The organism is Armatimonadota bacterium, from assembly GCA_031459715.1.
Taxonomy (GTDB): Bacteria; Sysuimicrobiota; Sysuimicrobiia; order Sysuimicrobiales; family Humicultoraceae; genus Humicultor; species Humicultor tengchongensis.
Genome location: JAVKIA010000009.1, coordinates 1 through 13331, shown reverse-complemented (window position 1 = coordinate 13331; position 13331 = coordinate 1). Strand labels below are relative to the sequence as shown.

General features: G+C 67.8%; 13 protein-coding genes. 12 read left to right on the top strand and 1 reads right to left on the bottom strand.

Features of this window, described 5'->3' with window-relative positions:
* Positions 1–158: 158 nt before the first annotated feature.
* Both QN152_05300 and QN152_05295 read left to right on the top strand, forming a co-directional pair.
* Positions 159–599, top strand: a complete 441-nt coding sequence (locus QN152_05300) for a DUF4395 domain-containing protein (GenBank protein ID MDR7538935.1) — start codon at positions 159–161, stop codon at positions 597–599.
* Positions 596–1012, top strand: a complete 417-nt coding sequence (locus QN152_05295; GenBank protein MDR7538934.1) for a thioredoxin family protein — start codon at positions 596–598, stop codon at positions 1010–1012. Before QN152_05300 ends, QN152_05295 begins: the two co-directional genes overlap by 4 nt.
* 74 nt (positions 1013–1086) lie before the next feature.
* Here the strand turns inward: QN152_05295 and QN152_05290 are convergent, their stop codons facing one another.
* On the bottom strand, positions 1087–1839 hold the full coding sequence (locus QN152_05290; protein ID MDR7538933.1) for a gamma-glutamyl-gamma-aminobutyrate hydrolase family protein: 753 nt from the start codon (positions 1837–1839) through the stop codon (positions 1087–1089).
* An 85-nt stretch (positions 1840–1924) separates the two neighbouring features.
* Here QN152_05290 and QN152_05285 point away from each other — a divergent pair, with 85 nt between their 5' ends.
* The 10 genes from QN152_05285 to QN152_05240 form a co-directional block, all read left to right on the top strand.
* The gene (locus QN152_05285; GenBank protein MDR7538932.1) at positions 1925–2710 is read left to right on the top strand and encodes an ABC transporter ATP-binding protein; all 786 of its coding nucleotides are present in this window, start codon (positions 1925–1927) and stop codon (positions 2708–2710) included.
* Positions 2691–3407 carry an ABC transporter ATP-binding protein gene (locus QN152_05280; GenBank protein ID MDR7538931.1) on the top strand — a complete coding sequence of 239 codons (717 nt, stop codon included), beginning with the start codon at positions 2691–2693 and terminating at the stop codon, positions 3405–3407. The genes QN152_05285 and QN152_05280 overlap by 20 nt, the downstream gene beginning before the upstream one ends.
* A 2-nt stretch (positions 3408–3409) precedes the next feature.
* Positions 3410–4309, top strand: coding sequence for a branched-chain amino acid ABC transporter permease (locus tag QN152_05275; GenBank protein ID MDR7538930.1), 900 nt, complete (start codon positions 3410–3412; stop codon positions 4307–4309).
* A gap of 1 nt (position 4310) precedes the next feature.
* Positions 4311–5336 carry a branched-chain amino acid ABC transporter permease gene (locus tag QN152_05270; protein ID MDR7538929.1) on the top strand — a complete coding sequence of 342 codons (1026 nt, stop codon included), beginning with the start codon at positions 4311–4313 and terminating at the stop codon, positions 5334–5336.
* A gap of 47 nt (positions 5337–5383) precedes the next feature.
* Positions 5384–6529, top strand: coding sequence for an ABC transporter substrate-binding protein (locus tag QN152_05265; protein MDR7538928.1), 1146 nt, complete (start codon positions 5384–5386; stop codon positions 6527–6529).
* 3 nt (positions 6530–6532) lie between these two features.
* Complete coding sequence (locus tag QN152_05260; protein MDR7538927.1) at positions 6533–7873, top strand: glutamine synthetase family protein; 1341 nt, start codon at positions 6533–6535, stop codon at positions 7871–7873.
* A gap of 40 nt (positions 7874–7913) precedes the next feature.
* On the top strand, positions 7914–9071 hold the full coding sequence (locus tag QN152_05255) for an amidohydrolase family protein (GenBank protein MDR7538926.1): 1158 nt from the start codon (positions 7914–7916) through the stop codon (positions 9069–9071).
* A gap of 303 nt (positions 9072–9374) precedes the next feature.
* Positions 9375–10808 carry a proline--tRNA ligase gene (gene proS / locus QN152_05250; GenBank protein ID MDR7538925.1) on the top strand — a complete coding sequence of 478 codons (1434 nt, stop codon included), beginning with the start codon at positions 9375–9377 and terminating at the stop codon, positions 10806–10808.
* Between the two features lie 21 nt (positions 10809–10829).
* Positions 10830–12521, top strand: a complete 1692-nt coding sequence (locus tag QN152_05245) for a YbaK/EbsC family protein (GenBank protein MDR7538924.1) — start codon at positions 10830–10832, stop codon at positions 12519–12521.
* Positions 12522–13136: 615 nt separating this feature from the next.
* Positions 13137–13331, top strand: a 195-nt coding sequence (locus QN152_05240; protein ID MDR7538923.1) for an IS21 family transposase, incomplete at its 3' end; no start/stop codon positions are given.

The following is a 13331-nucleotide window of genomic DNA, read 5'->3' as shown; positions in this document are numbered from 1 at the left end:
CAGTTCGTCGTTTATGCTCCCCGTCAGTGCATCTGTCCCGGGCGGAGGCCGTGGCGCGCCTTCGCCCTGCCCCAGGCCTGACCGCCTGATCGCACTCCGCAAGGGACGCCACGGTCTCCGCCGCCAGGATCGATCACTTCTCCGGCGGAGGTGCAGGAATGACCCGTACACAGGTTGACCACAACGCCATCAAGTTCGGCCAGGTCACCATCGTCGTTGTGGTGGCCCTGGCCTGGCTGTTCGCCCGCATCTGGCTGGTCCCTGTCCTGGCGGTAGCTCTGCTTTTCAATGCCGCCTGGCCCACCATCGGGCCGTTGCGCCTGCTGTACCGCTACCTGGTCCTCCCCCTGCGGCTGGTCCGTCCCCACCTGGTCACCGACGAAGCCGCTCCCCACCGCTTCGCCCAGGCCGTGGGCGGAGCCCTGATGCTGGGGGCATCGGCCGCACTCTACGGCGGGGTGACCGCGCTGGGGTGGGTACTGGCCGGAGTGGTGGCCGTGCTGGCGGCGGTGAACGTCCTGTGGAACTTCTGCGCTGGCTGCTTCCTGTTCTACCAGCTGCGGAGGGCCGGGCTGCTGCGTGGGGAGCGGCCGGCGTGAGCGAGCGATTGGTGGTCCTGGTCTCGGTGCTGCTCCTGTTGGGGCTGGCGGGGCTGTGGCTGGCGGCGCGGCCGCGCCGGCTCTCCGCCCGCCTGGCCCGCAACGGCCCGTCCCCGCTACCGCCGGGACGTCCTCTGGTGCTGGCCTTCACCTCTCCGGACTGCGCTGCCTGTCAGGCGGCCCAGCGCCCCGCGCTGGCGGAGCTGGCGGCGCGCCTGGGCGACGGCGTCCAGATCCGCGAGGTCGACGTCCTGGCGGACCGGGAGACCGCCCGCGCCTTCGGCGTCTTCAGCGTGCCCACTACCGCCGTCCTGGACGCCGCCGGCAGGGTGGTGGCGCTGAACATCGGGTTTGCCTCCGCGGACCGCCTGCTGGAACAGCTGTCTGCAGTTAGGGCCCACGAGGACCGCTGAGAGATGCCTGGCGATTCGGTAGTGTCCGGTGTTTTGGGGAAAATGATCTCCAGAGGAAGCGCCTCCCCCACATCTCAGGCAGGATCAACCAGGCCACCCGCGGCCGCAATAAGTGCCCGGAAGAGCGCCGCCTGTTCCGCATCACGATCCCACATCCGCTCGGGATGCCACTGTACCCCGAGGACAAACTGGTGCCCCGACGCCTCCAGAGCTTCGATGACGCCGTCCGGCGCCCGGGCCACTACCACCGTGCCGGCGGCGGGTCGGTCCACGGCCTGGTGGTGGAACGAGTTCACAGGTACCTGCGTCTTTCGCAGAATACGGTGCAGGCGCGAGCCGGGCTTCACCTGGACCTGGTGCGCAGCCTGCCAGTCTTCGAGCCTGCCCGACTGGTCGTGCCCGCGCGGGTCCACCCCGGCGAGCGCGAGATCTTGAACCAGCGTCCCTCCCAGCGCAACGTTTAGCACCTGGATACCCCGGCAGATGCCCAGCACAGGTATCTGCCGATCCAGGGCCTCTCTTATGAGGTCCAGCTCGAGAGCATCGCGCTCGACTACCACCTCCAGGGACGAGGCGGCGCGTGGATCGATGGCCTGTCCGTAGCGTTCCGGGTGGACGTCAGGGCCCCCCGCCAGGACGAGGCCGTCGATGTCTCGTGCCCCAGCCGCGCCGGTCTGGGGTGTGATCAGGATGGGCCGGCCCCCGGCCGCCGTGATGGCCTCCTGATAGCGGTTCAGACCTCGCGATCCGGACGACCAGGTCAGTCCGATCCTTGGGGTAGCTATCATTGTTGACGCCTTGTTCTGGGAGAGGACGCTATGATGCACAAATCCCCTTCGCCCTCTCATCGAGACCGTAGCGGTTCGCCTCCGGGAGGAGGTGACGTGACGACCACCTAACAAGAATACTCCGATGGCTCAGTCCCCCCTCCTGCAGATCGAGCAACTCACGAAACACTTCGGCGGTCTTGTCGCAGTGCGAGACTACAGGCTGCGAATTGCCCCAGGTGAAATCGTCGGACTGATCGGCCCGAACGGCGCGGGGAAGACCACCATCTTCAACTTGATTTCCGGCCACCTGCGTCCCAGTGCCGGGCGCATCGTTTTCCGCAATCGGGAGATCACCAACCTGCGCGCTGATCACGTGGCTCGCCTGGGTATCGCGCGGACTTTCCAGAACATTCGACTTTTCCCGCATCTGACAGTCCAGGTGAACGTTCTCATTGGCGCCCAGCTCCACCGCCGCTACAGCGCCCTCGATACCCTGTTGGGTCTGCCGTCGTTTCACCAGGGGGAGAGGCGTCTGGCCAGCCGGACGGCGGAGATCCTGGCTCTGCTGGGCTTGGGCGCGGTGGCCGACCTGGAGGTCCGCAGCCTGCCCCTGGGCGTGCAGCGGAAGGTGGAGATCGCGCGGGCCCTGGCCCTGGACCCGGTGATCCTCCTGCTGGACGAGCCGGCGGGCGGCCTGACTGCCGCGGAGAGCGGCGAGGTGATGGCCCTGTTGCGGCAACTGCGCGACCGCCTGGGGCTGACCATCTTCCTCATCGAGCACGACATGCGCGTGGTGATGGGGCTGTGCGATCGCGTGCAGGCCATCAACTTCGGCCAGCTCATCGCGGAGGGCTCGCCGGGTGTCATCCGCGAGCACCCCGCGGTGATTGAGGCCTACCTGGGTGTGGATGCCGTTGCTGAGCGTTGAAAACCTGGAAGTTGCCTACGGGGGAATTTGGGCGGTGCGCGGGGTCTCCCTCCATGTCGGCGACGGGGAGCTCGTGGCCGTTCTGGGCGCCAATGGCGCAGGCAAGACGACACTCCTGAAAGCGATCTCGGGGGTGGTGCGCCCCCGGAACGGCCGGATCATTTTCCGGGGACACTCTCTGCTCGGGCTGGCACCCCACCAGGTCACGCGTCTGGGGATCGGTCACGTGCCTGAGGGCAGACAACTCCTGCCCCTGCTAAGTGTCATGGACAACCTGCGGCTTGGCGCCTACGCCCGCCGCGACCGTTTCATCCGCGACGACCTGGAGCAGGTCTTCGCCTACTTCCCGATTCTGGCCGAGCGGCGCCGCCAGCCGGCGGGAACGCTGTCCGGGGGGGAGCAGCAGATGCTGGCCATCGGTCGGGCCCTGATGTCCCGTCCGCGGCTCCTGTTGCTCGACGAACCGTCGCTTGGTCTGGCTCCTCTGCTGGTGCGCACTATCTTCATGGTAATCGAGCAGATCCGCGCCGCGGGCCGGGCCATTCTGCTCGTGGAACAGAACGCGCGCATGGCCCTAAATATCGCCGAGCGGGCCTATGTCATGGAGACGGGACGGATCGTGCTCACGGGTACCGCCGCGGAGCTCGCCGCGACGCCCGCTGTGGCGGCGGCCTATCTGGGTGCCCGGGTAGGCTAGTCGTGGCCCTGGTCACTTATCTCCTGCAGCAGGTAGTCAACGGAGTGACCCTGGGCAGCATTTACGCCCTCACCGCCATCGGCCTCTCTATCGTTTACGGGATCCTGCGGCTGATCAACTTCGCCCACGGGGACGTGTTCATGGCTGGCGCCTATGTTGCCCTCCTGCTGGTGGCGGCGGTCGGCGGCAACTTCTGGCTGGCCCTGCTCGGCGCGGCGGTTGGGGCGGCGGCCCTAGGCGTCCTGATCGAGCGCGGAGCCTACCGTCCCATCCGGCAGGCTCCTGAGGTGGCCGCCCTGATTACCTCGCTGGCGGTTTCGATCTTCCTGGAGAACACCGCCATCATGGTCTTCACGGCGCACCCGCGCACGTTCTCCGTCCCCGCCTGGTTGACCGACCTGCATACGGTGGCCGGCGTGCTGTTCAACACCCTCACCGTGCTCACCGTGGCCACGGCAGCGGTCCTGATGGCAGGGATTCACCTTTTCGTCACCCGCACCCGGGAGGGCATCGCCATGCAGGCCTGCGCTCAGAACTTGCTGGTCGCCGAGATGCTGGGGGTAGACACCGCACGGATCATCATGCTGGCGTTTGCCGTGGGTTCCGCCCTGGCAGCGGTGGCCGGGGCGATGCTGGGGGCCCAGTACGGCCGGATCGATCCGTTTATGGGATTCCTCCCCGGGCTCAAGGCGTTTGTGGCTGCCGTGATCGGAGGAATCGGCAGCGTCCCGGGAGCAATGGTTGGAGGATTCGTTCTGGGGTTTGCCGAGATCCTCTTCGTCGGGCTCCTGCCCCCGGACCTGTCAGGGTACCGCGATGCCTTCGTGTTCCTGCTGTTGATTCTGGTCCTTCTGGTCCGCCCGCGTGGGTTGCTCGGCACGATGGAGGAGCGGGGGGTCTAGAGTGCGCGCTCTACCGGCGCTGATCCTGGGCGCGGCAGGCATCTGGCTGGGGCAGACCTACCTCAACCCTTACTATCTGCGCCTAGTGGATGTGGTCGGCATCAACATCATCCTGGCCGTCAGCCTGAACCTCACCAATGGAATGACCGGGGTGTTCTCGCTGGGGCACATTGCCTTCATGGCCGTGGGAGCCTACAGCGCAGCGCTGCTCACCCTCCCCCTCCCCCGGAAAGAGTTGATTCTTCCTGACCTGTTCGGCTGGCTGCGGCAGACGCAGATCGGCCTCCTGCCGGCCACGCTGGCCGGGGGCGTGCTGGCCGCGCTGTGCGCTGCGCTGATCGGCTACTCGGTTCTGCAGCTGCGGGGACACTACCTGGCGGTGGCCACGCTGGGGTTTCTGGTCATCGTGCGCTCCGTCCTGGTGAACTGGGAACGGGTAACCCGCGGCGGCGTAGGTATCAGCGGGATCCCGCCGTACACCACCACATGGTGGACCTACGGATTTGCCGCAGCCTGCATCTACCTGTCGTGGCGTCTCACCCAGTCGGCCTTCGGGCGGGCCATGTTGGCCGTACGGGAGGATGAGAGCGCGGCAGCGGCCATGGGCATCCCCGCCGCCGCCACCCGTCTGATCAGTTTCGTGCTGGGTGCCTTCTTCGCCGGCACAGCCGGGAGCCTGTGGGCGCACCTGATCACGGTGATCTCGCCGAACTCCTTCTGGCTGGTGGAGACTTTCAACTTGGTCGTCATGATCGTGGTGGGAGGCCTGGGAAGTACCACAGGTGCGGTGGTGGGGGCCATCGTGTTGACGCTGATCCCGGAAGCCCTCCGCAGCCTGGAAGGGGGCATCGAGGTGGTCGGAATCACGCTCCCTCCGTTGTTCGGTCTCAGCCAGTTGATCCTCGCCGTGATGTTGATCCTGACGATGATGCTCCGGCCACGCGGGCTGGTGGGGGGCTGGGAGGCGCGCTGGCCTCGCCTTCCGCGCCTGCGGCAGGTCCGCGCTGCCCGAGGAGCGAACGGATAGCGTTGTTCCCGGCAATGCAGCCGGTGGGTCAAAAGGAGGTGCGGAACATGAGGAGGATCTCCGCGCTGGCCATTCTGGTAGTTCTGGCAGCGCTGGCCCCGCCCGTCGTCGCCCAGCAACCCTCCCTCAAGGTCGGCGCCCTGTACAACGTGACAGGAGGTATGTCCTCCATCGACGCGCCAGGGCTCAACGGCGCGAAGTTGGCTGTCCGCGAGTGGAACGCGCGGGGCGGCGTGCTGGGAAGGCGCATCGTCCTGGCCGCGGAGGACGGCAAGACGGACCAGACCGTCGTGGCCACCGCCATGTCCCGCCTGATCAACGTACAGAAGGTCGTCGTGGTGGGTGGTCTCAACGACTCGACGTTTGCCCTGGCCGCCGGGCCCATCGCCCAGAAAGCCAGGATTCCCTTCGTCATCGCGGGGGCAACCCTGCCCAACCTGCCAGACCAGATTGGCGACTACGCCTTCATGGCCCCTTTCACCGATGACGCTCAGGCGTTCGTGGGCGCCATCTACACGGTGCGCACGCTGAAGGCCAAGCGCGTCTGGATCATGACCGACAAGGCCTACGACTACACCCTCACCCTGACCAAGTTCTACAAGCAGAAGCTGCTGGAACTCGGCGGTGCGGTCGTTGCCGAGGACGTCTATCAGAGTGGCGACAAGGACTACTCCGCACAGATCACCCGCCTGCGGCGCATCTCGCCGGCGCCCGACGCCTTGTTTATCTCAGCCGTCCCTGATGATATCGGGCTGGTCGTACGCCAGATCCGTTCCGCGGGCATCAAGATTCCCATTGTGGGGGGCGACGGCTACGACACGGAGCTGCTGGTGAAGATCCCGGGCAAGGCGCTGGCCGACAACATTCACTTCACCACCCACGTCTCGCTGACCAGCAAGGCTCCCGTGGTGGCCAGCTTCGTCAAGGCATACACGCAGGCGTACCGGCACGGGCCGGAGAATGCGTTTGCAGCGCTGGGGTACGATACCTTTAACCTCATCCTGGACGCGGTGAAACGAGCGGGCAAGGCCGATTCCCAGGCCATCAAGGCCGCCCTGGAGGCAACGCGGGGATTCCGCGGCGTGACCGGGACCATCAGCTTCGAGGGCGGGCGGCACGTGCCCAAGAAAAGCGTCACGGTGATCAGGGTGGTGAAGGGAGTCTTCCAGTTCGCCGGTGAGACCACACCCTGAGCGATGGGGAAGCAGACCTGGGCGACGTGGGCACAGGAGCAGGGAATCCGCTTCGTCCGGTTTACGTATTGCGATAATGCCAACCTGATCCGAGCGAAGGCCGTCCCCGCGGAGCGTCTCGACATCTGCGTCGCCTCCGGCGTTGGTTTCTCGGTGGCCCAGCAGGCCCTCCCCCTGATGTACGACGCTGTCCTGCCCGAATCGGGGCTGGGCCCGGTGGGCGAGGTGTGGCTGATGCCGGACATGGAGACCTTGACGGTCCTGCCCTATGCCCCGGGGGCGGCGGTTGTCCTGGGAGACTTTCATACCGCGGAGGGGCGGGCCTGGGAACACTGCCCCCGCACGTTCCTCCGGCGCATGAGCGAGGAGGCCGCTGCGGCGGGCCTGCGCGTGGAGGCGAGCTTCGAGACAGAATTCTACCTGTTCCGCCAGATGCCCGAGGAGTATCGTCCCCTCGATGACACGGTCTTCGCGCAGACGCTGGCCTTCGACCTGGCTCACGACGTGCTGCTGAACCTGCTGGACACACTACAGCGCATGGGGCTGGAACCGCAGCTCTTCTACCCCGAGTCCGGGCCCGGCCAGTTTGAGCTGACCATCCGACACGCTCCCGCGCTGCAGGCGGCGGATCGGCAAGTTCTCTTTCGGGAGGTGGTGCGCGGCGTGGCCGCCCGTCACCACCTGGTGGCCTCTTTCGCCCCCAAACCGCTGGCGGACAAGGCGGGCAGCGGCGCCCACCTCCACCTCAGCCTCTGGCGACAGGGGCAGAATGCGCTCTACGATCCGGCCGATCCACTGTCCCTCTCGGAGGAGGGGTACTGGTTCATTGGCGGCCTCCTGGAGCACCTGCCGGCACTGTGCGCGCTGACGGTTCCCAGCGTCAATTCCTACCGCCGCATCCGGCCGCAGTTCTGGGCCGGCGCGTTCACCTGCTACGGTCAGGAGAACCGCGAGGCGGCCGTGCGGGTTATTACTCCGCGGCGTGGACCGGAGAGCATGAACTTTGAACTTAAGACGTGCGACGCTAGTGCCAACCCCTACCTTGCCCTGGGCGCAGTCATCGCCGCCGGGCTGGACGGCATCCGCCGCCGCCGCCATCCCGGCGACCCGGTCGAGGTCGACCCCGCATCTCTTTCGGTCGAAGAGCGCCGCCGCCGGGGCATCCTGCCTCTGCCCGCCTCCCTGGGGGACGCCATCGCCGCGCTGCAGCAAGACCAGGTGCTGTGGACGGCCCTGGGCGAACCGCTGGGTACCTCCTATCTGGCCGTGCGGAGAGGGGAGTGGCTGGCGCTCAAGGACGTCTCGGTGGAGGAGGAGATCCGCCAGCACCTCATGCGGTACTGAAACGCCGTCCGGCGCTGGGGCCATGAAAGGGACGACGGAGGTGCTGCCATTCGCTGAAATTCCCCTGGTCGACCACCACTGTCATTCCCTCCTGGTGGATCAGCCGCGGACGGTCGAGGCCTATCGTGCCTGCTTTACCGAAAGCCCGGACGGGGAGGTCCCCCGGCACCACGTTGCCCACACCGTCTTCTATCGGCGTGCCATCCGAGATCTGGCGGAGTTCTTCGGATGCGCGGCGGATGAGGAAGCGGTACTGGAAGCGCGATCTCGGATGCCTTTCTCCGAGCTCGTGCGGGAATGCTTCGCTGCGGCGAATGTGGCCGCTGCGCTGGTAGACTACGGATTCCGCCCCCGCGATCACTATGCGCCCGGCGCACTGGCCGCGCTGCTGCCGTGCCGGACGGCACCGGTGTTGCGGCTGGAGGCCCTCCTCCAGGAGCTGTTGCCGGCCGCTCCTTCCCTAGCTTCCCTACAGGATGCCTTCGTGGCGGCGATCGAGGAGGCTCCCCGGGAGGGGGTGGTGGCCTTCAAGACGATCATCGCCTACCGCAGCGGCCTGGCGGTGGAGCGCCATAGCCCCGAGGCGCTCGAGGCGGCATTTCAAGCCGAGAGGGCGCAGGCGGGGAGCGGACCGCACCGGGTCACGGCCAAGCCCCTCCTGGATGCCATGCTCTGGCTGGCTCTAGAGCGCATCGCCCCGCTGGAGCTGCCTGTCCAGGTCCACGCCGGGTTTGGCGATCCCGACCTGCATCTGGTCTACGCAAACCCCGCCTGGCTGCGGCCGGTGTTTGAGTACCCGGCTTTCCGCAGGGTGCGTTTCGTCTTGTTGCACAGCTATCCATACGTCGCGGAGGCTGCTTGGCTGGCCTCGGTCTATGCCCACGTCTACGTTGACCTGTCCCTGGCCGTACCCTTCCTCGCCCATGGCGCCACCCAGGCCCTGGTGGACGCCCTGGCCCACGCCCCGCTCACCAAGGTGCTGTACGCCTCGGACGCGTTCTCCATTCCTGAACTCTTCTGGCTGGGTGGCCTTCACGGGAGGCGGGCCCTGGATCGGGCCCTGCGGCGAATCGCCGCCGAAGGCTTTCTTGCCGAGGAGGAGATCCCGGAGGCGGCCGGGCGGATCCTTGGGGGGAATGCACGCGACCTCTACTCCCTGGAGCGCGCTAACCGAGCAGAGGACGGGCCAACCTCCTGATGGAGGCCCGGGCATTGACGCTTAAACTGGTGTGCTGTTACAAAGGTAGAGGTATGCTGGCGATGAGGAGGGCGCGTAGGCGCCGCTGGCGGCGGAGCGAACCGGGGACGGTGTGAGCCCGGTCCGCTCAGGGCGCTGAACCCATCCTCCGAGCCGTGCGCGCGGTTATCCAGCCGCGCCGGCGCCCCACCGTGAGCGGGGGAGAGTGCCGGCAGGCGAACCCTGCCGGAACCAGGGTGGTACCACGGGCACACCCCGTCCCTTCGGGCGGGGTGTGAGTCTTTCTGAGAGGAGCACCGGGTCATGACCGTCGGGTACGTCAAGGAAATCCCAAGTAAGGCGGAGGCCTTCTCTGACTGGTACACGGCTGTCTGCCTGCGGGCGGAGCTGGCCGACTACTCGCCGGTGCGGGGGATGATGGTGATCCGCCCCTACGGCTACGCCATCTGGGAGGGAATCCAGCGCTGGCTGGACGCCCGTTTCAAGGCCACCGGCCACATGAACGCCGCTTTCCCCCTGCTGGTGCCGGAGTCGCTGCTGCGGCAGGAGGCGGCGCACGTCAAGGGGTTCGCGCCTCAGGTGGCCTGGGTGACGCATGGCGGGGACGAGCCGCTGGCGGAGCGGCTGGCGGTGCGCCCGACCTCTGAAGCCATCATGATGCCCATGTACGCCAGGTGGATTCAGTCGTACCGCGACCTGCCGTTGCTCATCGTCCAGTGGAACAGCGTGGTGCGCTGGGAGAAGGCTACGCGCCTCTTTCTGCGCACCGCGGAGTTCTTCTGGCACGAGGGGCACACCGCCCACCGCACCGCGGAGGAGGCGGACGCGGAGTGCCGCCTCATCCTGGGGATCTACAAGGAGTTCGTGGAGAACGTCCTGGCCATCCCCCTCCTGGTTGGCCGCAAGCCCCCGAGCGAGCGCTTCGCCGGCGCGGACTGGACCTACACCCTGGAGGCACTGATGCCCGACGGCCAGGCCATCCAGGCCGGGACCACACACTTCCTGGGGCAGAACTTCGGCCGCGCCTTCAATGTCAAGTTCCTGGATGAGGACAACCAGGAGAAGTACGTCTGGACCACCTCCTGGGCCATCTCCACCCGGATCATCGGCGCGCTGATCATGGCCCACGGCGACGACCGGGGCCTGGTCCTGCCCCCGCAGATCGCCCCCTACCAGGTGGTCATCGTCCCCATCCCGGGACGGGACGGGGCGGCGGTACAGGAGCGCGCCGCCGCCCTGGCGGCGCAGCTGGGGGAGCGGTTCCGGGTGAAGCTGGACGACCGGGACCAGTACACCCCGGGGTGGAAGTTCAACGAGTGGGAGATGCGCGGCGTCCCCCTGCGGGTGGAGATCGGACCGCGGGATGTGGCACAGAACCAGGTGGTGCTGGTGCGACGCACCGGCCTGGCCAGGGAGGCGGTCTCGCTGGATGGACTGCCCGCCACCGTAGAGCGTATCCTGCGGGAGATTCAGGACGAGCTGATGGCCCGCGCGCGGCGCTTCCTGCAAGAGCACATCTCCGATGCTCAGACGGTGGACGAAGTCGCCGCCCTGATCGAAGCGCGCCGCGGGTTCGTCCGCGTGGGGTGGTGCGAGATGCCCTCCTGCGAGGAGACCCTCCGCGAGCGCTCCGGAGCCTCGCCCCGGGTCATCCCCCTGGACGACCGGCCGACGGGGGCCTGCGTGGTCTGCGGCATGCCGGCTGGGGCCACGGTGTACTACGCGCGGGCCTACTGAGGCTGGAGGCGGCCGGTGCGCATGTCCCGGCTCTTCGGCCAGACGCTGCGGGCGGCACCCGCCGAGGTGCGACTGGAAAGCTACCGCCTGCTGCTGCGGGCGGGGTACGTCCGCCCGCTGGCTGCTGCCACCTTCGGCTACCTGCCGCTGGGCGTGCGCGTCATCCGCAGGATCGAGCAGGTTCTCCGAGGGGAGCTGGAGGCCATCGGCGGGCAGGAAGTGGTGCTGCCGCTGCCTGCCCCATTCGAGGAGGCGGTGGCCCGCCTGGCGCAAAGCGAGGTCCACTCCTACCGGCAGCTCCCGCGGCTGCTCTATCGGATCCGCACCGGGCCCGGAGGTGACTCCCCCGGGCCCGGCGGGCCGCTGCGCACCGGGGAGGCGGCCGTGGTGGAGGCCGCCACCCTGGATGCCGACGAGGCGGGGCTGGAAAGGCAGCATCCACAGCTCTTCTGGGCCTGCGACCGCCTCTTCCGCCGCGTGGGCCTGCCAGGGGTCATTGCCGTGGCCGCCAATGGGGAGATGACCGGGGAGAGCAGAGGGCGTGCCTTCGTCTACCTGACGGAGATAGGAGAGGAGACAGTGGTCCTCTGCGACCGCTGCGGGTACGCCGCCACCCGCCGGGCGGCCCGCTGCGCCAAGCCCATCCCCCAGCCGGAAGCCCCCAGGCCGGCGGAGCCTGTGGCCACGCCGCACGCCGAGACCATCGCCGCCCTGGCGCAGGTCCTGGGCGTCCCTCCCAGCCGCACAGCCAAGGTGGTGCTCTACCAGGCTACGGTTCCGGGAGAAGGCGTGGGGGAGACGCGCGAGGTCCTGGTCATGGGGATCGTCCGGGGGGACATGAGCCTGGACGAGGGAAAGCTCGCCCGCGCCATCGGGGCCCGCCGGCTGCGGCCTGCCGCCGCTGAGACCATCCGCGCCGCCGGCGCGGTGCCCGGCTATGCCTCCCCGGTCGGCCTGGCCCGCGGCTCCGTACTGGTGGTAGTGGATGACCTGGTGGCCGCCTCGGCCAACCTGGTCGCGGGGGCCAACCGGGAGGGTTTCCACCTGCGCAACGTGAACGTGGGCCGGGACTTCCTCCCCGACGCCGTGGTGGATCTGGTGGAGGTCCAGGAGGGAGCTCCCTGCGTCCGCTGCGGGCAGGCGCTGCGCCTGGTGCAGGGCGTGGAGGTCGGCCACATCCGACCGCCGGGCGCCCACCTCACGCAGGCCCTCGGAGCCTACTACGTCGACGCGGAAGGGCAACGTCACCCCGTGGTCATGGGGTCATGTGGGATCGACATCGGCCGGCTCCTGGAGTGTCTTGCTGAGGCTCACCACGACTCATCAGGACTGCGCTGGCCCGCAAGCGTCGCCCCCTACGAAGTCCACCTGGTGCGCCTGGCCGGACGGGAGCCGGAGGTGGCCGCACGATCCGATGAGCTCTACGTCACACTGACAGAGGCCGGGGTGGAGGTCCTCTACGACGACCGGGAGGGGAGCGCCGGGGTGAAGTTCACCGACGCCGACCTGATCGGCCTGCCGCTGCGGCTGACCGTGAGCGGGCGGACGCTGCGGCAGGGCGGGGTGGAGCTGAAGGCACGGGATGAGCAGGCCTCCCGCCTCATTCCCTGGGAGGGAGTGCTCGCGGCTGTACGGCAGGACCTGGAGCGCCGGCGGGCGGCGGCCGTGGCTCCCAGGCCTGGCATCGCCCACCCGGAGGCCGAGATGGGATGAGTCGGGCGGGATGAGCCTGGGACGGGGACGCAGTATTGATCCTGTGTCCTGAGCGCGTTGTGTGAGGCCCGGATACGCCCGCGACACCCACGCCCAAGTCTGGCCGCGGGACGGTGCACTGGTGGCCGATGCCCTCACCTCCGCCGGTCACGCCTAGGTGACGCGTCGCTTCTTCCATTTCTGCCTGTGGCGCCACTTCCACAGCTCCCGCGAGGTGGAGTTCGTCAAGTCCCTCTACCGCGGGCTTGTGGTGCGTGCGGCCACCTGGATGGCCGCCTACCGCGACCCACAGACGGGTCTGCCGCACCCTTCGTGGGACCTCCCGCATGGCCTTATCCTTCTCAGGTTGCGTGACGGGGCTGTATTGCAGGTCATCCCCGCGAGGCCTCGCGCCTTGCTTCCCTTCACGTCTCCCGCAGCGGGGACCGTATCGGTCTTGTACGGAAACGGGAAAACGGAACGATGGTTGTGGAGGCGTTTTCTGCGGGGCGGCGGCTGTGGCAGAGAGCTCTTGGGCCCGGGACTGTCAGCGCCGGTGCTAAACTCCCCATAACGCCGAGGTAAAAGTCCCCACCTCAACAGAATCATGGTCACCAAATCCGTAGCGAGGAGGAGGTGGCCCGACTGCTGCGAGGTGAGGACGTGGACGAGATTCGCGAGATGCGCCGGCAAGGCCTGTCGATCACCGACATCGCGGAGCTCACCGGGTTTGACCGTAAGAGGGTGCACAAATGGCTCCTCCAGACCGGGCCGCCGCGCTACGGCCCCCGCGCCCCGCGGCCGAACAAACTCGACCCCTACAAGCCCTAC